The sequence below is a fragment of the Pseudomonas psychrophila HA-4 genome (assembly GCF_000282975.1).
In the GTDB taxonomy this organism is placed as follows: domain Bacteria; phylum Pseudomonadota; class Gammaproteobacteria; order Pseudomonadales; family Pseudomonadaceae; genus Aquipseudomonas; species Aquipseudomonas psychrophila_A.
The window spans coordinates 83693-105819 of record NZ_ALJC01000131.1 but is presented as its reverse complement, the minus strand read 5'-3'; the positions used below and the strand labels follow the sequence as shown (position 1 = coordinate 105819).

18 protein-coding genes and 1 pseudogene are annotated in these 22127 nt (G+C 57.8%); 2 read left to right on the top strand and 17 right to left on the bottom strand.

The genetic code is table 11. The annotated features are described in order from the left end of the window. From B347_RS25345 to B347_RS0123335, 8 genes and pseudogenes are all read right to left on the bottom strand, one after another. A pseudogene (locus tag B347_RS25345) lies at positions 1-250 on the bottom strand (aldose 1-epimerase); the annotation flags it as partial. A gap of 27 nt (positions 251-277) precedes the next feature. After that, positions 278-1192, bottom strand: coding sequence for an EamA family transporter (locus tag B347_RS0123365; RefSeq protein ID WP_019412116.1), 915 nt, complete (start codon positions 1190-1192; stop codon positions 278-280). A gap of 113 nt (positions 1193-1305) precedes the next feature. Beyond that, a complete protein-coding gene (locus B347_RS0123360) occupies positions 1306-2586 on the bottom strand; it encodes a TRAP transporter large permease (RefSeq protein WP_019412115.1) in 1281 nt (426 codons plus the stop codon). Next, positions 2587-3114 (bottom strand): TRAP transporter small permease, encoded by a 528-nt coding sequence (locus B347_RS0123355; RefSeq protein WP_019412114.1) that lies wholly within the window; start codon positions 3112-3114, stop codon positions 2587-2589. A gap of 62 nt (positions 3115-3176) precedes the next feature. Then, entirely contained in the window at positions 3177-4160 is a 984-nt protein-coding gene (locus tag B347_RS0123350; protein ID WP_019412113.1) for a TRAP transporter substrate-binding protein, read from the bottom strand. Between the two features lie 60 nt (positions 4161-4220). Continuing rightward, positions 4221-5108 (bottom strand): glucurono-1,5-lactonase, encoded by an 888-nt coding sequence (locus B347_RS0123345; RefSeq protein WP_019412112.1) that lies wholly within the window; start codon positions 5106-5108, stop codon positions 4221-4223. Between the two features lie 47 nt (positions 5109-5155). Then, the gene (locus B347_RS0123340; protein ID WP_019412111.1) at positions 5156-5983 is read right to left on the bottom strand and encodes an NAD-dependent epimerase/dehydratase family protein; all 828 of its coding nucleotides are present in this window, start codon (positions 5981-5983) and stop codon (positions 5156-5158) included. Positions 5984-6206: 223 nt separating this feature from the next. Continuing rightward, a complete protein-coding gene (locus B347_RS0123335) occupies positions 6207-7475 on the bottom strand; it encodes an OprD family porin (RefSeq protein ID WP_026014380.1) in 1269 nt (422 codons plus the stop codon). Between the two features lie 469 nt (positions 7476-7944). On the opposite strand from B347_RS0123335, the gene B347_RS0123330 reads away from it, so the two are divergent. Beyond that, a complete protein-coding gene (locus tag B347_RS0123330; protein ID WP_019412109.1) occupies positions 7945-8691 on the top strand; it encodes a FadR/GntR family transcriptional regulator in 747 nt (248 codons plus the stop codon). Positions 8692-8733: 42 nt separating this feature from the next. Further along, positions 8734-9816 (top strand): AI-2E family transporter, encoded by a 1083-nt coding sequence (locus B347_RS0123325; protein WP_019412108.1) that lies wholly within the window; start codon positions 8734-8736, stop codon positions 9814-9816. Here the strand turns inward: B347_RS0123325 and B347_RS0123320 are convergent. From B347_RS0123320 to nuoG, 9 genes are all read right to left on the bottom strand, one after another. Next, the gene (locus B347_RS0123320; protein WP_019412107.1) at positions 9813-11930 is read right to left on the bottom strand and encodes a TonB-dependent receptor family protein; all 2118 of its coding nucleotides are present in this window, start codon (positions 11928-11930) and stop codon (positions 9813-9815) included. The genes B347_RS0123325 and B347_RS0123320 overlap by 4 nt on opposite strands. 196 nt (positions 11931-12126) lie before the next feature. Continuing rightward, positions 12127-13596 (bottom strand): NADH-quinone oxidoreductase subunit NuoN, encoded by a 1470-nt coding sequence (gene nuoN, locus B347_RS0123315; protein ID WP_019412106.1) that lies wholly within the window; start codon positions 13594-13596, stop codon positions 12127-12129. A gap of 7 nt (positions 13597-13603) precedes the next feature. Continuing rightward, the gene (gene nuoM, locus B347_RS0123310) at positions 13604-15136 is read right to left on the bottom strand and encodes an NADH-quinone oxidoreductase subunit M (protein ID WP_019412105.1); all 1533 of its coding nucleotides are present in this window, start codon (positions 15134-15136) and stop codon (positions 13604-13606) included. 38 nt (positions 15137-15174) lie between these two features. Then, positions 15175-17028, bottom strand: coding sequence for an NADH-quinone oxidoreductase subunit L (nuoL, locus tag B347_RS0123305; protein WP_019412104.1), 1854 nt, complete (start codon positions 17026-17028; stop codon positions 15175-15177). Beyond that, positions 17025-17333, bottom strand: a complete 309-nt coding sequence (nuoK, locus tag B347_RS0123300) for an NADH-quinone oxidoreductase subunit NuoK (protein WP_019412103.1) — start codon at positions 17331-17333, stop codon at positions 17025-17027. The genes nuoL and nuoK overlap by 4 nt, the downstream gene beginning before the upstream one ends. Position 17334: 1 nt before the next feature. Continuing rightward, the gene (nuoJ, locus tag B347_RS0123295; RefSeq protein WP_019412102.1) at positions 17335-17838 is read right to left on the bottom strand and encodes an NADH-quinone oxidoreductase subunit J; all 504 of its coding nucleotides are present in this window, start codon (positions 17836-17838) and stop codon (positions 17335-17337) included. A 9-nt stretch (positions 17839-17847) separates the two neighbouring features. Further along, positions 17848-18396 (bottom strand): NADH-quinone oxidoreductase subunit NuoI, encoded by a 549-nt coding sequence (nuoI, locus tag B347_RS0123290; RefSeq protein ID WP_016780194.1) that lies wholly within the window; start codon positions 18394-18396, stop codon positions 17848-17850. A 12-nt stretch (positions 18397-18408) separates the two neighbouring features. Further along, entirely contained in the window at positions 18409-19416 is a 1008-nt protein-coding gene (gene nuoH, locus B347_RS0123285; RefSeq protein WP_019412101.1) for an NADH-quinone oxidoreductase subunit NuoH, read from the bottom strand. Further along, positions 19413-22127, bottom strand: a complete 2715-nt coding sequence (gene nuoG / locus B347_RS0123280) for an NADH-quinone oxidoreductase subunit NuoG (protein ID WP_019412100.1) — start codon at positions 22125-22127, stop codon at positions 19413-19415. The genes nuoH and nuoG overlap by 4 nt, the downstream gene beginning before the upstream one ends.

The following is a 22127-nucleotide window of genomic DNA, read 5'->3' as shown; positions in this document are numbered from 1 at the left end:
TGTTGGGTTGCAGTGCAAACCAGTGCTCTGGCCCGGCAAAGCCGCCCCCGCCAATCCGGTTCGACCACGGCACCAGCGGGTAGCAGGCCAATTGATTGGCCGAACCGCTGCTCAGTGCCCGGGCGTCGCTGGGCCGAAGCAAGGGTTGGTCACTGGCAATCACCTGCCAACTGGCGATACTGCCGCCGATGTGCGGCGCGAGGGTCAGACGGGTTAGGCCGTCTTCCAGGGTCAGCAGGTTTGCAGACATCTATGTTTACCCCACGTTAATGAACCATCAATCCGCAGCACGGCGCCATGTCAGCATCACAATGCCTGCGACCACAATCATCCCGCCGATGACCTGACCGCGGCTAAGCACTTGATCAAGGATCAGCCAGCCGAACAGTAGGCTTGCCACTGGCTCAACGTTCATCACCGGCGCGTTTTTGGCCATGTTTAGGCGCGTCATGCAGATAAATAGCAGGCAGAACCCTAGCCCATAGAGCACCACGAGGCAGGCAAGAGCGGTCCAGCCGGTGGACGAACTGGGGAGCGACACGCCGCCAGGCAATACGCCACTGACCCCGGCCAACGCGGCTGCGCTTAACACAATTAGCATCGTTAGCATGCTGCGAACGGTGCCGCGCAGGCTCGATAATTTGTGATCGGTTATCCATAGCGCGCAAGCAAACACTGAGGCGGCGGCAAAACCGAACAGAATGCCCTCCAGCCATTGCGCTTCGGTTGTGTGTTGGTTAGACAGGCGTTCGGGCACGTCCAGCGCAAACACCAGCCCGCACATGATCAGCCCCATCAGCATAGCTGCGCGTCGTGAAGGGGGTGAGCCACCCAGCGCCCAGGTCAGCAACACCAACAGAATCGGTGCCACGTTACCGATCAGCAGCGCCAGCGCCACGGGGATACGTGCCACGGCTGAATAAATAAAGAAACTCTGCGCGGCAATCAGCAGCCCCAGTAGCAATTGCCAGCGCCAGTTGGCGGGGGTTAACCGAGGGCGTTCGCGTTGCCACAGCACTAAACCGGTCAACACCAGCAGCGTCACCCCGGCGCGGCACAAAATTGCCAGCAACAGGCCAGTGTCGTGATCGAATGCAATGCGTGCGGCGATGTGATTACCGGCGAACGCACAGGCCAGCAACACCAGAATTAATACCGCGATATGGCGGGGAAATAGAGCAGGAGCAGACATAAGCAACCAGCCTCCTTGGCTGGAAAAATACGCACTGTAGGAGCGAGCGTGCCTCGCGATCTTTTAAAGGATCAAAAGATCGCGAGGTACGCTCGCTCCTACAGAGGGGAGGGTTACAACACCATGCTTGGCAGCCACAGTGAGATAGCCGGCACGTAGGTTACCAACATCAATACTGCAAACAGCGCCAAGTAGAACGGCAGCAGCGCTTTAACCGTGTTTTCGATCGTAACTTTACCCACCGCAGCGCCCACGAACAGCACCGCGCCCACGGGCGGTGTAATAAGCCCGATCCCTAGGTTCACCAGCATGATCATGCCGAAGTGCACTGGGTCGACGCCGATGCCAATGATCACCGGCAGCAGAATCGGGGTTAGGATCAAGATCAGCGGGGCCATGTCCATCACGGTGCCCAACAACAGCAACATCACGTTGATGCACATCAGAATCACGTAGCGGTTATCTGACAGTGTCAGAAACGCGGTGGTGATTTTCATCGGGATTTCCATCAGCGTCAGAATGTACCCGAAGCTGGCGGCAAAACCGATCAGGATCATCACGATGGAAATAGTGCGTACAGCCCGGTGCATCAACTCGGGCAGGTCGCGCCATTTGTAATCGCGGTAGATAAACATCGTGACAAAGAACGCCCACAACACAGCAATCGCGGCCGATTCGGTGGCGGTGAAAACCCCCGTCAAGATTCCGCCCAAGATGATGACCATGGCCATCATGCCCCAGAGCGCCTCACCGGCGATTTTCAGCGCCTTTTTCAGCGGGATGACTTCACCTTTAGGGTAGTTGCGCTTGCGCGCGAAGATCATGCAAAGCCCCATGAGCACCGCACTGAGTAGCAGCCCTGGCATGATTCCGGCCATAAACAGCGAGGCGATCGACACCGTGCCGCCCGCGGCCAATGAGTACAGCACCGAGTTGTGGCTAGGCGGCGTTAGTAGCGCTTGTACCGAGCCGCTGACGGTCACGGCCGTGGAGAACTCGCGAGGGTAGCCAGCGCGTTCCATCTCGGGAATCAGCACTGAACCCACCGACGCCGTATCCGCCACTGACGAACCGGAAATCGCACCGAAGAAGGTCGAGGCCACAATGTTGACCAAAGACAGGCCTCCGCGCACGAAGCCCACCAGTACCCCGGCAAACGCCACCAGCCTGCGTGACATCCCGCCCTCGGCCATGATGGCGCCCGCCAAGACGAAGAATGGAATCGCCAGCAGCGAGAACTTGTTCACACCGCCTGCTACCTGAATCATCAGGGCGTCGAATGGAATATCAATCCACCAGGCACCTACCAACGCTGACAGGCCCAAGGCATAAGCGACCGGCATACCGAGCAGAATCAGGGCAATAAAGCTGCCCAACAATACGAAAGCATCCATTTATACGGCCTCTTCGCTGGCTTCTACGATGTCGAACCGCACGGCTCGGCGGTGGCTTTGGTCACCCAGGAAGAGTTTTTCCAAGACAAAGACCAACGTGATGAGGCCGCCCAAGGGAATGGGCAAATAGGAAATACCCACTCGCATGCTCGGCATCTCACCGAGGTACTGGTTCCAGGTGGTCATGCAGAGCTTGAAACCCTTGACCGTCATAAACAGACAGACGATGACCATCAGGATCTGCACCAGCACCGCAACGTGTTTGCGCACCTGTGCAGGCATGCGTTCAACCGCCATCGCCACCGCCATGTGCGCGCCGGCGCGATAACTGGCGGCAGCACCGAAGAAGGTAAAGACCACCATCAGCAAAATAGAGGTGGGTTCTGGCCAACTGGAGCCCGAGCCCAAGACGTAACGGGCAAAGATGCCCCACGGAATGATCAGGCTCATGGTCAGCACCGACAACCCGGCGATCCCGATACAGACCCTGTACAGCAAGTCGTTAAAACGCAGTACGGTATTTTTCATGGGGTTCACCACTGCGGCGGCAAACGGGCTCGCACCCGCCACCGCGGCGTTATCGGACAGGCTTATTGAACGGCTTCGATGCGCGAGATCAGCTCTTTGTAGTTCGCGCCGTATTTGTCACGCACTGGCTGGGTTGCGTCGTAGAACGCTTTTTTCTGTTCAGGGGTGAGGGTGATGAATTCCACGCCATCTTTCGTGAGCTTGGCGACGCTGTCGTCCGATTTTTTGTCCCAGATCACGCGCTCTTCCATCTGCGCTTCGCGGGCCAGTTTTTGCACCAGGGCTTGTTGTTCCGGGTTGAGCTTGTTCCACGTGGTTTTGGCGATCACGATCGGTTCCGGCAGGATTAGGTGATCGGTCCAGGTGAAGTATTTGGCGTTCTGGTAGTGGTTGTGTTCCAGGAACGTCGGCGGGTTGTTTTCGGCGCCGTCAATTACCCCAGTTTGCAGGGCGCTGAAAATTTCGCCGGTGGCCATGGCGATGCCGTTGCCACCCATATCATTGATGGTGTCGATAAACACCGGATTGCCTTGTACGCGAATTTTCATGCCCTTAAGGTCGGCAAGCTGGCGCACCGGTTTTTTGGTATAGAGGTTGCGGGTGCCGCCATCCATCCATGCCAGAGCGACCATGTTGAAGTCGGAGTTGGTGATTTTGTCGAGCATCTCCTGGCCGATCTCGCCGTCGATGATTTTGCGCATGTGCGCCTGATCGCGGAACACGAAGGGCAGGTTAAAGGCGTTGGTTTCCGGTACCACAGGGCCAAGGATGCCGAGGCTGACGCGGGTCATCTGCACGGCGCCCGACTGCAACTGCTCGACCACTTCTTTCTCTGAGCCCAGCACACCACCGGCAAACATCTTGAAGGAAATATCACCGTTGCTTTGAGCCTGGAGCTTTTTGCCCATCTCTTGTTCAGCCACTACGGGTGGATAACCAGCGGGGTGAACTTCGGCGAATTTGATTTTGATTTCTGCCTGGGCTACGCCTGAGAGGCAGAAAGCCAGCGGCAATGCGGCGATGAGTAAGGTGCGTTTAAAATCCATGGGTCACTCCACATATTGTTTTTCTTATTTAAAGGTCTTGGATCAGCAGGGGTAAAACGGTCAGCTTTTGAAGGTGGGCTCCGTCAGCCCTTTAACACCAGGGTTCAGGGCAAACACGCCGCCCGCCAACGGTTGGTCACTGATGTCGCCCTCAGGGCGAATCGAGGTGACAAACAATGTGTCCAGATCCGGTCCGCCAAAGGCGCACATCGCAGGTTTTTTCACGGGTACGGCCAACGAACGGTCGAGCGTGCCAGCGGGGGTAAACCGATGGATCAGGCCTGCATCGTTGCCGCAAATCCAGTAGCAACCCTCTGCGTCGACGGCAGCGCCATCGGGTCGACCTGGATGTTGTGTCATGTCGACAAACAGGCGGCGGCTGTGTGGGGTGGCTGTATCGATGTCGTAATCGAAAGCCCAGATTTTTTGCACGTCGGGGTGTGAGTCCGACAGGTACATCGTCCGGCCGTCTGGGCTGAATGCCAGGCCGTTAGGCACGATAAGTCCGTCGATCTGCGGCGTGAGGGCGGCCTCCTGGCCGGCGCTATAGCGATACATTGCACCCACCTGCGCACCTGCCGACATGTCCATCAACATGGTCCCGGCCCAGAAACGTCCCTGACGATCACAGCGACCATCATTGAAACGCATGCCGGGTTGTGTGTGCGCCACGCTGCTCAACAGTCGAGCACTTAGGCGGCCATCGGCATGGGGGGTGAGGGCGAACACGCCGCTTTCCATGCCGCCAATCCAGTTGCCATCACTGCTGCGTGCAATGCACGCGAGCATCTGCGGGGCTTGCCAGCTTTGGCTGTGCCCATCGACCAAATTTAAGCGGTGCAGGCGCTTTGCCGGGATATCAACCCAGTACAGCGCTTGCTCCGCGGTACTCCAGACCGGGCTCTCTCCGGTGGAATTGCGTGCATCGAGAATCAGTTCGGCAGTCATGCGGCTTGATCTCTGTGGCTGTTGTTCTTATTGGATGCGAAACCTGTTTATTCGTCGCCAAACGGACCGGCTGCAACAAACGCACCGCCTTGGTAAACCATCGCGGGATCATTGGCTGCGGGCATAGGCTGGGCTTCTATCTTGTCGCGGAACACTTCGGAGGTGTCTTTGGGTTCGAAACCCAAATGGGCGGCAAAGCGGTTGTCCCACCACACGTTCAAATTGTTTGAAGCGCCGTAGACCACGGTATGGCCTACATTCGGCGTGTAAAGCGCGCGTTCGAGCAATTGTGTGAGGTCGGCGAAGCTCAGCCAGGTGCTCATCATTCGGCGGTTTTGCGGTTCTGGGAATGAAGAACCGATGCGGATGCTGACGGTTTCGATGCCATAACGGTCGAAGTAGAAGGTCGCCATGTCTTCGCCGTAAGACTTGGACAGACCGTAGTAGCTATCAGGACGGCGCAGGGAGTGGGCATCCAGCTTCTGGTCTTGCTTATAAAAGCCGATCACATGGTTGGAGCTGGCGAAAATGACACGCTTTACGCCATGGCGGCGTGCGGCTTCGTAGAGGTGGAAAACGCCGCTGATGTTCGGCCCGAGTATTTCTTCAAAGGGACGCTCTACCGAGACACCGCCAAAATGCAGAATGGCGTCTACGCCTTCGACCAGTTGGTGCACGGCGTGTTTGTCGGCAAGGTCGCACACCTGAATTTCTTCGCTGTTGTCGACAGCAGGCGCCATTGGCGCGATATCAGACAGTCGTAGGAACTTGGCATAAGGCTTGAGGCTTTCGCGCAGAACCTTCCCCAAACCACCTGCGGCCCCGGTAAGAAGAAGGCGATTGAAGGGGGTTTGGACAGAGCGAGTGTTTGTCATCAAGAGTCCCTGCGTTTCTTATTTATGTCATCTGTTGTCGTATGACTTGGTTCGGATTATTCACAGGCATGAAGGGTGTTGTCAATGCACGATTAGGCAAACTTTAGCGAGGTGCCATCATTTCTTTAAGCGGCACCGGATGATGTGTAGCAGCGAGCTTGCCCGCGATCTTTTGTTCATCTAAAAGATCGCTAAGCAAGCTCGCCCCTACATGGGGGTGGGGTTACAACAACGACAACGGGTAGCTGATGAAGACACGGTTTTCGTCAAACTCGTTGGCGCTGTAGTTGCGACGGATACTCGCGTTACGCCAGCGCACAGTCAGATCCTTGAGCGTGCCGCTTTGCACGGTGTACGCCAGTTCCGACTCACGGCCCCATTCCTTGCCGTTATTGACGGTTGCGGTATGGATGTTATCGCCGCTGATGTAGCGGTTCATCATGGTCAGGCCGGGTACGCCAAGGACCGCGAAGTCCAGGTCGTGGCGCAGCTGCCAGGAACGTTCTTTAGCTTGGTCATAGCTGGAGTTGTAGCTGTCGTTGGCCAGCGTACCGCCGCTGGTGCCGTTGACGCGGAACCAGCCATCGTCGCCGCCGACTTTCTGCAGACCGACATACAAGGTGTTCCCTTTGTATTTGGCAGAGAACAGTGCAGAAGCGGTTTTGTTGTCCAGATCGCCAGCTCGTTTGCTGCCGTCTTCTTTGCCCCAGAAATAACCCAGGTTTGCGCCCAGCGTGACATCGCCAATCGGCTGGCTGTGAATTACGTTAACGAATTGTTGCTGATAAATATTTTCCAGTTCCGCGTACCACAGGCCGACTTGAGTACGTTTTTCGTTGAAGGTGTAATCACCGCCGGCAAAGTTGAAGCGGTCCGAGGTGAACGCCCCCTTACCGTTGAGCGACATGTCTTCCATGCTCGCATCGTTACGCGGGCTGTTGGCGCGGAACTGGCCGCCGTAGAGATTCAGGCCGGCGATTTCCTTGGAAGTGATCTGTGCGCCGCGGAAGGTCTGTGGCAGAGAGCGACCGTCATCCGAACGCAAAATCGGCAGGACCGGCATCCACTCGCCAACTTTCAGTTCCGTGTTGGAAAATTTGGCCTTGGCGGCGACGCCCAGACGCCCAAAGTTCTTGGCCGGCTCACCATCGCTCCCGGTTGGCAGCAACTGCGTGCCCGCGGTGCCTTTGCCACCATCGAGCTTCTGCGAGTACATGCCCAGCACATCAAGGCCGAAACCGACGGTACCCTGGGTAAAGCCGGATTTGACGTCGAGAATGAAGTTTTGTGTCCATTCCTCAGCCTTGCTTTGTGGTGCACGGCTGTTGGGGTAGTTCGGGTTGGTGAAATTGCGATTGATGTAAGCGTTGCGCAGCGTAAGGGTGGCTTTGGTGTCATCGACAAACCCTTCAGCTAAGCCCGTCAAAGGCAGCGACAGACTCATGCTGCCAAGCCCCATAAGAATCAATGAACGTGTGTGTTTAGATCTCATTATTGTGTGCTCCTTTTTTTGACAAAACCGTCCTCCCTTGGCCACATAAGCGGCCAGAAAATTGAAGGCGGTGTGGGGTGCCCAGACTTCAGGGCGCAGGCTCAAATCGCTGATGCGAATAAGCCATTTGCTGCGTACAGAGGTTCAGCAAAAGAGACAGGCGATCGACCCTTGGGGGGGTAGGTTCGATAAGCGTGTAGGGGGGTGTGGCAGAAGATGGAGCGCAGGTGAATGCGGTCATACGAAAGCTCCCTGATTATTATTATTTTTTTATCCGTTGTCGTACAACTATCGCGAATTATTTACACCTTCCCACGTTTTTGTCAATCGAGGGTCAGGCAAACAATTCAGGGTTTTGTCGGGATCAAGGGTGGATGATGGCGTTACCGATTAGTGATCGTACAACCAGCATGAGCTATGATGCGGTGATTAGCACTCCGCGCCTTTGAACCCGAGAACAAAGCTTACCATGGAAAAACCGACTGACGTTTCCCGCATTCCTCGCAAACGCCGCAGCCTCGCGCAGGAGTTGGTGACGGTGCTGTCCGAGCAGATTCGCGATGGCTTGCTCAAGCGCGGCGACAAATTGCCCACCGAGTCCGCAATCATGGAAGCACATGGTGTGAGTCGCACCGTAGTGCGTGAAGCCATCTCCCGTTTGCAGGCGGCGGGGCAAGTCGAGACCCGGCATGGCATCGGTACCTTTGTGCTGGATACCCCGAGCCCGAGCGGTTTTCGCATCGACCCAGCAACAGTGGTCACGTTGCGTGACGTATTGGCGATTCTGGAGCTGCGTATTAGCCTGGAAGTCGAGTCCGCTGGTCTGGCTGCGCAACGTCGCAGTTCCGAGCAATTGGCCGCGATGCGCGCTGCTCTGGATGCCTTGAACGAAAACACCGCGCGTAACGGTGACGCTGTGGCGTCCGACTTCCAGTTTCACTTGCAGATCGCGCTGTCGACCGGCAACCGCTACTTCACTGACATCATGAATCACTTGGGCACCAGCATCATTCCGCGTACCCGCTTGAACTCGGCGAGCCTCGCCCATGACGACCAGCAGCACTACATGAGCCGCCTGAGCCGCGAGCACGAAGAAATCTATACTGCTATTGCTCGTCAGGACTCGGATGCCGCCCGCGCGGCTATGCGCCTGCACTTGACTAATAGCCGTGAACGCCTGCGTCACGCCCATGAAGAGGCAGAGGCGCAGGGCTAAACTGATCGCAGCGGCTACACATTCTATTGACATGGAAGGCCTATGAACGAAACAAGCCTGCAACGCAAAACCCTGATTTTACTGCTGGCCTTCGTGAGCATTGCCTTTATCTGGATCTTGCTTCCGTTTTACGGGGCAATCTTCTGGGCTGTGGCACTGGGCATTCTGTTCGCGCCCTTGCAGCGCAAACTTCTGCTGAAACTCAAAGGCCGACGTAACCTGGCCACTTTTATCACGCTGCTGGCCTGCACCCTGATCGCGATTCTGCCGGTCATTTTCACCACGGTCCTGCTGGTGCAGGAAGTCGCCACGCTCTATAGCGATGTACAAAGTGGCAAGATCAACGCTGCTCGTTACATGGAGCAACTGCAAGGCAGTTTGCCCCATCAGGCATTGGAATGGCTCGATCGCCTAGGGTTGGGAAGCTTTGAAGGCATCAGCGAAAAAGTCTCCAAGGGGGCTCTTGAGGGGAGTCAGTTCTTTGCCACACAAGTGTTCAACTTCGGCCAAAGCACCTTTGATTTGGTGGTGAGCTTTTTCATCATGCTCTACCTCTTGTACTTTTTTATCCGTGACGGCCAGTCCATGGTGCGCATAATCCGTAACGCCGTGCCGATGGCCGAACAGCACAAACGCTTGCTGCAAATTAAGCTGCGCCGCGTGGTCAGGGCTTCAGTTAAAGGCAATCTGGCCGTAGCAGTCGTACAAGGTTCGCTGGGTGGGTTGATTTTCTGGATCCTCGGCATCCAGAGCTCGCTGTTTTGGGCGGTGCTAATGATGTTCCTGTCGTTGCTGCCCGCTGTGGGTGCAGGCATCGTCTGGGCCCCTGTAGCGGTTTACTTTCTGACTACCGGGATGATCTGGCAAGGGGTGGTGCTGACACTGTTCGGCGTGTTTGTGATTGGGATGGTAGATAACGTGCTGCGCCCGATCTTGGTGGGCAAAGACACGAAAATGCCGGACTTCTTGATCCTAATCTCGACCTTGGGCGGCATGGCGATTTTCGGCCTCAATGGCTTCGTCATTGGCCCCTTGATTGCCGCTCTGTTCCTGTCGAGTTGGGGGCTGTTCGGCGGTACCCGGCGCAAGGTCCGGTTTCCCGCCGATAAAGTCACGCTCGACTAGCGAAAGCTATACGAAACCCCGACGTAGGCGCCCCGGCCTTCGCCGGGGGTGGAGCGTGCGGCATCCAGACCTTTGTCGTCGTAGCCCGGCGTAATCGTGGCGGCGTAGCGTTCGCCTGTCAGGTTGCGCAAGTCGATCCATGTTTGCCAGTCCTGCTTAGGCGAGGCATAACCCAGCGTTGCGCCCCAGAGCATGTAGGACGACGAGTAATACGAGTTGGCGTAATCCACCGCCATACGTGAGGCGACTTGGGTGTTTACCCCGGTATAGAAACCTTGCGGGTGGTCATACCGGATTTGTGCTTGGTAGTAATGCTGTGGGATACCCGGCAAGCGGTTGCCACCAAAGCGCGAGTCATCGCGGTAATGGAAGTCGCTGAAGGTGTAGGCCTGACGCAACGAAACTTTGCCCACGCCATCGCGCTCCCACAACCGGCTATTGAGCCCGGCTTCAATGCCTTGGTGCACGGTCGGGCTTGCGTTGGACTCGCCGAGTATCGGTGCCAGGTCGGCTGTTGCAGCTTGCAGTTCAACGGTCAGCAGTTCATGGCGTACGGCCGAGTAGTACCAAGCCAAATCCCACTGCCCGATCCCCGAGTCGCCACGCGTACCCAATTCAAGCGTGGTCGCGGTTTGGTTCTGCATCGCAATCGGCGCACTTTGGCGCCCGGTTGCCGGGCCGCTGCCGACCGGGAACACGTACGGCGAACTCCAGATCATCGACCACGGGTGCGGCGGTTCTACCGAGCGGCTGAGATTGCCGTACACCTGCAGGTGAGGGCTGAACTCATAGCGTAAGCCGATGCGCGGCGCGTAGTCCCAATCGTGCTGGCTGACCTTACCCCCGCTCTCGGGGTAGCTCACCTCGCTTTCGCGGCGGGTATAGATCAGCGCCATGCCGGTGGTCAGCCACAGATCGTGCATCAGTTCCAGATCATTGCTGGCGTGCAGCACGGTGTCGGAGCCCTGATAACTGAAATCGCGCATTTTGGTGCCTGGGGCATAACTCGCCGTGTTACCTCGCGGGATGCGTACGTATTCTGAAGCGCCGCTATTGGGCAGGTGTTTAGTGGTGCGCAAGCCCACAGTCGTGTTGCTTTGCAGGCCAAATAGAGTGTCGCGGCGCTTGTAGTTCAAGGTGCCGCTGACGTCGGTGTAGGCAACCTTCAGCCGGTTAGGCCCCTCACGCAGATCCATGGGGTAATCGTGGTACACCAGCCCGACTTCCAGTTGCGAGTCGTCGTCTAGGTACATCGTGGTTTTGTTACCCAACCAGGTGCTGCCGGGTTGCGGACGGGTGTAGTCGCCGCTCACATACGCCGGGTTGGCGGCGCGTGGGTGATGCTTGATTTTCTCTTTGGTGACCCTGCCTGCGAGTTCGTTATCGGTTTCGCGATAACGCAGGTAAAAACGTGTTTCCAGTTGCGGGCTGAAGCGGTAACCGACATTGGCCGCGATGCCTTTGCTATTGCCTGACGTGTGATCCTGATAGCCGTTGGTCTCGGCGTCGGTCAGTGACACGTAGTAATCGAGATCGCCGAGTACTTGTCCCGAACTGATCTGGCGCTTTTGGTAGCCATAGCTGCCCGCTTCATAGCGCACCTGTAGCGGTGCGGCGTCGTATCCGGTGTGGGTCACGTAATTGATCGAGCCACCCAAGGCCAGCGCCCCCGTTTCAAAACCGTTGGCACCGCGCAACACTTCGGCGCGGCTCAACCACAGAGGCTCGAACAATTCGTAAGGTGTGCCGCCGGGGCCGGTCAGCGGCAGGCCATCAAACATCACGTAAAGGCCAGAGCCGTGAGCGCCAGGCGCGCGGTTGATGCCGGAGCCGCGCACCGACACTTTGGTCCCCTCATTACCGCCCGACTGCGCATACACACCGGGTTGATAGGCCAGCACATCACTGTTGGTCGCCACGCGGCCTTGTTCGACTGTGTTCATGTCGATCAGATTGCTGGCGCCAGGCACCTGATTCAGTGCGATCTGGGCGACTTCAAGTTCGCTGCTTTCTTCGCTGCGTACCTGAACCTCGCCCAGCTCAAGCGGGCCAGCATAGGTTGGAGCGGCACAAACAAGCGCCAAGGGGAGCAATGAGGAGAGAGCAGATCGCATTAACAGGCATTCCAGGACGATGGGCGGGCGGCGCGACAGCCTATACAAGCCAGGAATCGCCCGCAACTGTCAGACAATGACTGCTGATTTCGTGTGCGGCATGAAACGACACATGATTTTTTATCTTGATTCCAGCGCAAAAAAATACCCCGTGAAGGCCGGGCCTTCACGGGGTATGGGGACAACCGTTTAACGCTTAGCCATGCAGGTACAGCGTTGCGTGTTGTACCAGTTCCAGCATCGGTTGCGGGTACACACCCAGCACGAATACCAGAACCGAAACCGCCAGCAGCATCACGCCACCTGCCTTCTGCTCCCAGTTCAGCGGAGCATCGTGGCGATGCAGTTTTGGCTCTACCAGGTACAGGGTCACCATCACGCGTAGGTAATAGAACACGCCAATGGCGCTACCCAGGATCAAGGACGCTACCAGCCACCATTGGTGTGCTTCAACGCCGGTGGCGATGATGTAGAACTTGCCGATGAAGCCTGCGGTCAGCGGAATACCGGCCAGCGACAACATCATTACGGTCATGACCGCAGTCAGGTACGGACGGCGCCAGAACAGGCCGCGGTACTCGTACAGCGCGTCAGCGTCACGGCCTTTGTACGGCGAGGACATCAGGGTGATGACGCCGAACGCACCGAGGCTGGTGAGCACGTAAGTGATCAGGTACACGCCAATCGCTTCCATGGCCATGCCTTTGCTCGCCACGAGGGCGATCAGCAGGTAGCCGAAGTGAGCGATGGACGAGAAACCTAGCAGACGCTTGAGGTTGTTTTGGGTTAGGGCCAGCAGGTTACCGAACAGGATCGAAGCAATCGCAATCACGGTCAGTACATCGCTCATCACACCGGTAGTTGCTGCCGGGGAGATCTGGAACAAACGTACCATGACCGCAAACACTGCCACTTTAGATGCGGTCGCCAGGAAAGCGGCAACCGGCGCCGGAGCACCTTCGTACACGTCTGGGGTCCAGAGGTGGAAAGGTACCAGCGACAGTTTGAACGCCAGACCCACCAGCATCATGCCCAGACCTAGCTGTGCAATGGCACTCGGGGCGCCAGTGGCCGCCAACGCGTGACCGATTCCGCTGAAGCTCAGGCTACCGGCTTCGGCGTACAGCAGTGCCATACCGAACAGCAGGAACGCAGAACCTGCGGCCGACAGCACCATGTACTTGATGCCGGCTTCCAGCGAACGCTTATTGAAGAAGGCGTAAGCCACCAGGCCGTAAACCGGAACCGAGAGCAATTCCAGGCCGATAAACAAGCCCGCCAGGTGTTGCGCGCTCACCAGCACGATACCGCCAGTGGCAGCCAGCAGGGTTAGCAGGTATAGCTCTTCTCGGTTGCCCGGATAGCCCGTGCCACCTTCGCCCAGATAGGCGTGTGCCAATGTCACACAGGCCAGGGTCGCGACCAGAATCAGCCCGATGTACAGGTAGGCGAAGTTGTCCATCATCAACAGCGGGGTGACAGCCAGTGGAGCAACTTTCAACGCCGGGAAAATCGACAACAGTGCCAGGTTAAGACCCGCCACTGAAAGCAGGAAGGTCTGTGAGTGATTGCGGCGCCACGCGATTGCCAGCATCACCACCACAACGGTGAGGCTGGTAATCAGCAGTGGAGCAAGCGCGATAAAGTGTTGGATCGTGAATTCCATAGCGCTCTTACCGGGCCGAAGCGAGTTGAGTGAAGGCGGTGCCGATCCATTGCTGCACGCCATGCATGGTCGCAGCAGAGGTATCGAGGAACGGTTGTGGGTACACGCCGATGAAAATCAGCAGTACCGCCAGACCGAGCACCATGATCAGTTCACGAGCATCCATACCGGCCAGTACCGCATCCGATTTGGACGGGCCGAAGTAGGCGCGGTGAATCATGATCAGCGAGTAGACCGAACCAAACACCAGACCGGTCGTTGCAATCGCCGTGACCCAAGGGAAGCTTGCGAACGAGCCCATCAGAATCAGGAACTCACCCACGAAGTTACCGGTGCCTGGCAAGCCCAGCGACGCGGCAGCGAAGAACAGGCTGATGGCTGGCAGGTAAGCGATCTTGGACCACAAACCGCCCATTTCACGCATGTCGCGGGTGTGCAGACGCTCGTAGAGTTGGCCGCTGAGGATAAACAGCGCGGCTGCCGAAACACCGTGTGCCAGCATCTGAATTACCGCACCTTGCAACGCCAGCAAGCTGCCGGAGTAGATGCCGATCAGCACGAAGCCCATGTGCGAAACGCTGGAGAACGCGATCAGACGCTTGATATCGGTTTGTGCGAAGGCCAAGAATGCGCCGTAGAAAATCCCGATCAGACCCAACGTCATGGCAATCGGCGCAAATTCGGCCGAGGCATTCGGGAACAGCGGCAAGGCGAAACGCAGCAGACCATAAGCAGCGGTCTTGAGCAGGATACCCGCCAAGTCGACCGAGCCTGCGGTCGGTGCCTGTGCGTGAGCGTCAGGCAACCAAGAGTGGAACGGTACGACCGGCAGCTTCACGGCAAACGCAATGAAGAAGCCGAGCATCAGGATGTACTCAGTGGTGAGCGACATCTTGGTCTTCAGCAACTCGGCGTAGCTGAAGGTCAGCACGCCGGTTTCATTGAAGTTGACCAGCACCAGACCCAGGATCGCCACCAGCATGATCAAGCCGGAAGCCTGAGTGAAGATGAAGAACTTGGTGGCGGCGTAGATACGGGTTTTCTTGCCGTCGGAGGAGCTGTGACCCCAGAGCGCGATTAGGAAATACATCGGCACCAGCATCATTTCCCAGAAGAAGAAGAACATGAACAGGTCGATGGCGAGGAACACGCCAACCACGCCGCCCAGGATCCACATCAGGTTCAGGTGGAAGAAGCCCACGTGACGCTGAATTTCCTTCCAAGAACACAGTACCGACAACACGCCCAACAGGCCGGTCAGCAAGATCATCAGCAGCGACAGACCGTCGAGTGCCAGATGGACGCTGATGCCGAAGCGCTCGATCCAGGTGTGCTGGAACTCAAGCGCCCACGCCGGGGCAGCGCCCGGGTTAGGTGCCAGGTGGTAGTCGCCGTGAGCCCACAGCCAAAGGCCGAGTGCAAGCTCAAGAGACATGGTCAGCAACGCAATCCAGCGTGGCAGGGTAGGGCCGAAGCGCTCACCCAGCCAGCACAGCAGGCCGCCGATAAAGGGGATCAGGATTAGCCAAGGCAGAATCATGACGGGCTCAATTCCTTTCGCAATGTCGAAGGTTCATATCAGACCGCTACCAGTACGATGGCGCCCATGACCAGTACAGCACCGGCGGCCATGGAAGCAGCGTACCAACGCAGTTGACCGGTTTCGCTGCGGCTCAGGGCGTTATGCCCGGCCTTGGCCATCTGCGGGATCAAACCAATGGTCTGGTCCAGCGGATCTTTGCGCAGCATGCGGCAGATCAACAGGTACGGTTTGACGAACAGTTTGTCGTACAACCAATCGAAGCCCCAGGCAGCGAACCACCAGGCCGAGAGGAATCGACCAATGCCACTTTGGGCAACCGCGCTGACGAAGCGACGTTTGCCCAGATACAGCAGAGCGGCGAGCAGGATACCGGCCAAGGCGATAGCACCCGAGGCGATTTCCAGGCTGTGCTTGGCTTCGCCGCCGGCATGCCCAACGCTTTGTGGCAGTACGCCAGCCAGTGGCGGGGTGATCATGGCGCCGATGAACGTCGACAGTACGATCAGCACGCTCAGTGGCAGCCAGTAAGTCACACCGTGGCCTGCATGGGCTTCTGTCTTGGCGTCACCGTGGAAGGTGACGAAGATCAGGCGGAAGGTGTACAGCGAGGTCATGAACGCACCGACCAGACCGGCATACAGCAAGGCGTTGTTACCGCTAGCAAAGGCTTCCCAAAGAATTTCGTCCTTGGAGTAGAAGCCGGCAGTCAGCAATGGCAAGGCCGACAAGGCTGCGCCGCCGACGATGAAGCTGGCGTAAGCCAATGGCAGTTTTTTCCACAGGCCGCCCATTTTGAAGATGTTCTGCTCGTGGTGGCAGGCAACAATCACCGCACCGGAAGCAAGGAACAGCAGGGCCTTAAAGAAAGCGTGGGTCATCAAGTGGAAGATCGCGCCGTCCCATGCCCCCACACCCAGCGCCAGAAACATGTAGCCGATCTGGCTCATGGTCGAGTAGGCGAGGATACGTTTGATGTCGGTTTGTACCAGTGCTGCGAAACCTGCCAGCACCAGGGTCACACCGCCGACGATGCCGACCAGGTGCAGCACTTCAGGGGCCAGGGTGAACAGGCCGTGGGTCCGCGCGATCAGGTAAACACCGGCGGTCACCATGGTTGCGGCGTGGATCAGTGCCGAAACAGGTGTCGGGCCAGCCATCGCGTCTGCCAACCAGGTTTGCAGAGGCAGTTGCGCCGATTTACCGACCGCGCCGCCCAGCAGCATCAGGGTTGCCAGAACGATCCAGAAGTCACCGGCCTGGAATTTCTGAGGGGCCAGAACCAGCAGCTCTTGGATATTCAGCGTCCCCAACTGTTGGAACAGGATGAACAGGCCGATGGCCAGAAACACGTCACCGATACGGGTCACGATGAAGGCTTTAAGTGCCGCGTTACCGTTGTTGCGGTTGCTGTAGTAGAAACCGATCAACAGGTAGGAGCACAGGCCTACACCTTCCCAGCCGAAGTACACGAACAACAGGTTATCGGCCAGGATCAGGAACAGCATGCTGGCGATAAACAGGTTGGTGTAGGCGAAGAAGCGTGAGTAGCCGTCTTCACCGCGCATGTACCAGGAGGCAAACACGTGGATCAGGAAGCCCACACCGACGACGACGCCGAGCATGGTCACGGACAGGCCGTCGAGGTGCAGGGCGAAGTTGGGTTTGAAGTCACCCACCGACATCCACTGCCACAGCACTTGCGTGAACTGACCGCCTTCAGGCGGCGCCACATTGAATTGCCAGATCACAAACGCGGCCACAATGGCCGATAGGCCAATGGAGCCGACGCCGATCACGGCCGAGAGGTTTTCGCTGAAGCGTCCACGGGAGAACGACAACAGCAAAAAGCCGATCAGGGGGAATACGAAAGTCAGAAAGAGAAGGTTCATCCGCGCATCTCACTGGCAGCATCGATATCAAGCGTATGGAAGCGGCGATACAGCTGCAGCAGGATCGCCAGACCAATACTGGCCTCAGCGGCTGCCAGGGTAATCACCAGAATGAACATGACTTGTCCATCTGGCTGCGCCCAGCGTGCACCGGCAACGATGAACGCCAATGCAGCGGCGTTCATCATGATTTCCAGACTCATCAATACGAAGAGAATGTTACGGCGAACCATCAGTCCAACCAGACCGAGGCAGAACAGGATGCCTGCAACCGCAAGTCCGTGTTCCAAAGGTATTCCAGGCATCTTATTGCTCCTTCGCCTCAGTGCGGCCCAAGTGGAACGCCGTCACTGCTGCAGCAAGCAACAGCATCGAGGCGAGTTCGACCACCAGCAGATACGGGCCGAACAGGCTGATGCCCACGGCTTTTGCATCAATGGTGGTTTGACCGATGGCTGCACCGCTCGGGTGAGCGAACAGCACGTACAGCAGTTCGGCCAGCAGAATGGCAGACAGAATGCTAGGTCCGATCCAGATGCCGGGCTTGAGCCAATGGCGTTCTTGCGTCACCGAGGCGGGGCCTTGGTTGAGCATCATGACCACGAACACGAACAGCACCATGATGGCACCGGCGTAGGCGATCACTTCGAGCACACCAGCAAACGGTGCACCCAAGCTAAAGAACGTCATCGCCACGGCAATCAGCGAAATAATCAGGTAGAGCAGGGCGTGCACAGGGTTGGTGTTGGTGATCACGCGTAGCGTGGACACGACAGCGACACCCGATGCGAAATAGAAAGCGAATTCCATCGTTCTTCCTTAAGGCAGCAAGCTCTTCACGTTGATCGGCTCGGCTTCGTTCTGAGCAGCACCTTTCGGCTTGCCCTCAACGGCCATACCCGCAACACGATAGAAGTTGTAATCAGGGTTTTTGCCGGGGCCGGAGATCAGCAGATCTTCTTTCTCGTACACCAGGTCCTGACGTTTGAACTCGGCCATTTCGAAATCCGGTGTCAGCTGGATCGCGGTGGTCGGGCAGGCTTCCTCACACAGGCCGCAAAAAATGCAGCGTGAGAAGTTGATGCGGAAGAACTCCGGGTACCAACGGCCATCTTCGGTTTCGGCTTTTTGCAGTGAGATGCAGCCAACCGGGCACGCTACGGCGCACAGGTTACAGGCTACACAACGCTCTTCGCCGTCCGGGTCGCGGGTCAGGACGATACGGCCACGGTAACGCGGTGGCAGATAGACCGGTTCTTCCGGGTATTGCAGCGTGTCACGCTTGCGGAAGGCATGGCCAAACACCATCACCAAGCTGCGAAGCTGGGTGTAGGTGCCATGCACGATGTCAAACAGGTACTTGAACATGGGTCTCTATCCTCACTGAACCGCGACTGCAGGCGTGTTCATCAACACGATTGCAGCGGTTACCAGCAAATTGATCAGGGTCAGCGGCAGGCAGAACTTCCAGCTGAAGTCCATCACTTGGTCATACCGTGGACGCGGAATAGAAGCGCGCAGCAGGATGAAGATCATGATGAAAAACGCGGTCTTCAGGGCGAACCAGATAAACGGGATCTGCGGCAGAATGTCGAAAGGCCCGTGCCAGCCACCGAAGAACAAAGTCACCAGCAACGCCGAGATCAACACGATCCCGATGTATTCACCGACAAAGAACATGCCCCACTTCATGCCGGCGTATTCAATGTGGTAACCATCGGCCAGTTCCTGCTCTGCTTCTGGCTGGTCGAAGGGGTGACGGTGAGTCACGGCCACGCCGGCGATGAAGAAGGTCAGGAAACCGAAGATCTGCGGAATGATGAACCACAGGTTCTGCGCTTGGTATTCGACGATGTCGCGCATGTTGAACGATCCAACTTGCACCACGATCCCCATCAGCGACAGGCCCATGAACACTTCGTACGACACGGTCTGGGCCGAGGCACGCAAGGCACCCAGCAGGGCGAACTTGTTGTTACTGGACCAGCCAGCGAACAACACCGCATACACCGACAGACCGGCCATGGCGAAGAAGAACAGGATACCGACGTTCAGATCCGCCACGCCCCAGGTTGGGGTGATCGGGATAATCGCGAACGCGATCAGCAAGGCGCTCATGGCCACAACCGGGGCCAAGGTGAAAATCACCTTGTCGGCAAACGGTGGCGTCCAGTCTTCCTTGAAGAACATTTTGATCATGTCAGCGGCAATCTGAAACGCGCCGAACGGGCCAACGCGATTCGGACCGTAACGGTCTTGCCACAGAGCGAGCAAACGACGCTCGACCCAGCTCAACAGAGCACCGCACACCACCACGGCGAGCAGGATCACGATGGCTTGCACCACCGAGATGATCACGTCGATCACTTCAGGCGTAAACCAGGTCATTGGGCTGCCTCCTGCAAACCGTCAACGGTAAGGCCAAAGATCGCTGGCGGAATGCCTGGCAAGCCGGCGGGCAATGCCACCAGACCTGCACCCAGCTCTTCGTTGATACGCAGTGGCAGACGCAAGGTCAGGCCCGCAACGTTCAAGCTCAGCAGCGCGCCATCGTTGACACCCAAACGGTCGGCTTCGGACTTAGCCACTGCGATGTAAGCGGCCGGAATGCGCTCTTGTACCGGCGCGGCTTTGGAAGAGTTCTCTTCGCTACCAAGCAGGTGATAGAACGGCACGACCTGCCAAGTACCCCGTGCCGGGTTGAATGCTGCCGGAATGTTGGCGAACCAGTTCAGTGCATCACCTTGGCTTTCGATCAGGCGGATGCCCGGATCGCCAGCACGGATATGACCACCGACTTCGTCTTGGAACTTGTTCCACGCTTGTGGCGAGTTCCAGCCTGGCGACCAGGCGAACGGTACTTGTTGGCGCGGTTCTACGGAGCCCGAGTAACCTTCCATCGAGAATGCGAACGCGGTGTCCGGGTCTTGTGGGGTACGTGGCTCGTGTACGCTGATATTGGCGCGCATGGCGGTCCGGCCGCTGTAACGCAGAGGTTCGCGTGCCAGCTTCATGCCTTTGATGCGGAACGCCGCAGACGGTGCTGCTTCAACAATATTGGCCAGGGCCGCATTGCTGGCCGCAGTGGCCTGGGTCACGTGGTCAAGCAGGGTCCAGTCAATCGGCTTGTTCAGCAGCGTGCTGCGCAAAGCGTGGAACCAGCGCCAGCCTTCGTGGATCAGAATGTTCGCGTCCAAGTAGCGCGGCTCAAACACTTGGAAGAAGCGCTGGGCGCGGCCTTCCTGGCTGATCAGCGTACCGTCGCCTTCAGCAAAGCTTGCAGCTGGCAGTACCAGATCGGCACGGTCGGTGGTCGCAGTCTTCTGATGGTCAGCAACGATGACCACCTTGGCAGCGTCCAGCGCAGCGTTGACCTTGACCGCATCAACACGCGTGAACAGATCGTTTTCGAGCACCACGATCGCGTCGGCTTTACCGTCGATGACCGCTTGCAGCGCTGCGTCGACCGATTCGCCGCCGAGCATGGCCAAGCCAAGGCTGTTGGCTTCCGGCACGATCAGGCTGATGGAGCCGGCTTTTTCGCGCAGGTGCAGGGCTTTGGCGATGTTGCCTGCGGCTTCGATCAAGGCGTTGGAGCCCAGCGAAGTACCGGCAATGATCAGGGGGCGCTTGGCCGCGAGCAGAGCGTCAGCAATGCGTTTGGCCAACTCAAGGGCTTCAGCGTCCAGACCGGTGACGGCAGGTGCGCTGGCGTCGAGGGCGTGGGCCACGGCGAAACCGATGCGCGCCAGATCGTCTGGTGCCGCGTGTACGCATTCTTCAGCCACGTCATCGAGCTTGGTTTCAGCCAGGCTGGCGATAAACAGCGGGTTCAGCGCGTGCTGGCCGATGTTTTTGACCGCAGCGTCGAGCCAAGGTTGAACGCGCATGGCGTCGGCCATGTCTTCGGCCTTGCCTTTAACCGATTGACGCAGCGACAGCGCCATACGGGCGGCGGTCTGGGTCAGGTCTTCGCCGAGGACGAAAATGGCGTCGTGATCTTCGATCTCGCGCATGTTCGGCACAGGCAGCGGGCTGTCCTTGAGTACTTGCAGTACCAAGCGGATGCGCTCCAGCTCACCAGCTTCGATGCCTGAGTAGAAGTGCTCGGCGCCTACCAGTTCGCGCAACGCGTAGTTGCTTTCGAGGCTGGCACGGGGTGAACCGATGCCGACGATGTTGCGACCGCGCAGCAGGTCAGCAGCCTTGTCCAGCGCAGCGTCCAGGCCCAGTTTGGTGCCGTCGGCCAGCAGCGGCTGACGTGGGCGGTCGGTGCGGTTAACGTAGCCATAGCCGAAACGGCCGCGGTCACACAGGAAGTACTGGTTTACCGAACCGTTGAAACGGTTTTCGATGCGACGCAGCTCGCCGTAACGCTCGCCCGGGCTGATGTTGCAGCCGCTTGAGCAACCGTGGCAGATGCTTGGCGAAAACTGCATGTCCCACTTACGGTTGTAGCGTTCGGAGTGAGTCTTGTCGGTGAACACGCCGGTTGGGCAGACCTCAGTGAGGTTGCCGGAGAACTCGCTTTCGAGCACGCCGTCTTCAACGCGACCGAAGTACACGTTGTCGTGAGCGCCGAATACGCCGAGGTCAGTGCCGCCTGCGTAGTCTTTATAGAAGCGCACACAGCGATAGCAGGCAATGCAGCGGTTCATTTCGTGAGAGATGAACGGGCCGAGTTCCTGGTTCTGGTGGGTGCGCTTGGTGAAGCGATAACGGCGCTCGTTGTGGCCGGTCATCACCGTCATGTCTTGCAGGTGGCAGTGACCGCCTTCCTCGCAGACTGGGCAGTCGTGCGGGTGGTTGGTCATCAGCCATTCGACGACGCTGGCGCGAAACACTTTCGCTTCTTCGTCTTCGATGGAAATCCAGCTTCCGTCAGTGGCCGGGGTCATGCAGGACATGACGATACGACCACGGGTGTCGTTTTCGTCGGTGTACTGTTTGACCGCGCACTGGCGACAGGCACCAACGCTGCCGAGGGCAGGGTGCCAGCAGAAATACGGAATATCGAGTCCTAGCGACAAACAAGCCTGTAATAGGTTGTCTGCCCCATCGACTTCGAGCTCTTTGCCGTCTACGTGGATAGTGGCCAT

Bases quoted from the DNA above. Each gene is read 5' to 3' on its own strand.
- B347_RS0123365 (WP_019412116.1), bottom strand. From the start codon at position 1,192: ATGTCTGCTCCTGCTCTATTTCCCCGCCATATCGCGGTATTAATTCTG.
- B347_RS0123360 (WP_019412115.1), bottom strand. From the start codon at position 2,586: ATGGATGCTTTCGTATTGTTGGGCAGCTTTATTGCCCTGATTCTGCTC.
- B347_RS0123355 (WP_019412114.1), bottom strand. From the start codon at position 3,114: ATGAAAAATACCGTACTGCGTTTTAACGACTTGCTGTACAGGGTCTGT.
- B347_RS0123350 (WP_019412113.1), bottom strand. From the start codon at position 4,160: ATGGATTTTAAACGCACCTTACTCATCGCCGCATTGCCGCTGGCTTTC.
- B347_RS0123345 (WP_019412112.1), bottom strand. From the start codon at position 5,108: ATGACTGCCGAACTGATTCTCGATGCACGCAATTCCACCGGAGAGAGC.
- B347_RS0123340 (WP_019412111.1), bottom strand. From the start codon at position 5,983: ATGACAAACACTCGCTCTGTCCAAACCCCCTTCAATCGCCTTCTTCTT.
- B347_RS0123335 (WP_026014380.1), bottom strand. From the start codon at position 7,475: ATGAGATCTAAACACACACGTTCATTGATTCTTATGGGGCTTGGCAGC.
- B347_RS0123330 (WP_019412109.1), top strand. From the start codon at position 7,945: ATGGAAAAACCGACTGACGTTTCCCGCATTCCTCGCAAACGCCGCAGC.
- B347_RS0123325 (WP_019412108.1), top strand. From the start codon at position 8,734: ATGAACGAAACAAGCCTGCAACGCAAAACCCTGATTTTACTGCTGGCC.
- B347_RS0123320 (WP_019412107.1), bottom strand. From the start codon at position 11,930: ATGCGATCTGCTCTCTCCTCATTGCTCCCCTTGGCGCTTGTTTGTGCC.
- nuoN (WP_019412106.1), bottom strand. From the start codon at position 13,596: ATGGAATTCACGATCCAACACTTTATCGCGCTTGCTCCACTGCTGATT.
- nuoM (WP_019412105.1), bottom strand. From the start codon at position 15,136: ATGATTCTGCCTTGGCTAATCCTGATCCCCTTTATCGGCGGCCTGCTG.
- nuoL (WP_019412104.1), bottom strand. From the start codon at position 17,028: ATGAACCTTCTCTTTCTGACTTTCGTATTCCCCCTGATCGGCTTTTTG.
- nuoK (WP_019412103.1), bottom strand. From the start codon at position 17,333: ATGCCTGGAATACCTTTGGAACACGGACTTGCGGTTGCAGGCATCCTG.
- nuoJ (WP_019412102.1), bottom strand. From the start codon at position 17,838: ATGGAATTCGCTTTCTATTTCGCATCGGGTGTCGCTGTCGTGTCCACG.
- nuoI (WP_016780194.1), bottom strand. From the start codon at position 18,396: ATGTTCAAGTACCTGTTTGACATCGTGCATGGCACCTACACCCAGCTT.
- nuoH (WP_019412101.1), bottom strand. From the start codon at position 19,416: ATGACCTGGTTTACGCCTGAAGTGATCGACGTGATCATCTCGGTGGTG.
- nuoG (WP_019412100.1), bottom strand. From the start codon at position 22,127: ATGGCCACTATCCACGTAGACGGCAAAGAGCTCGAAGTCGATGGGGCA.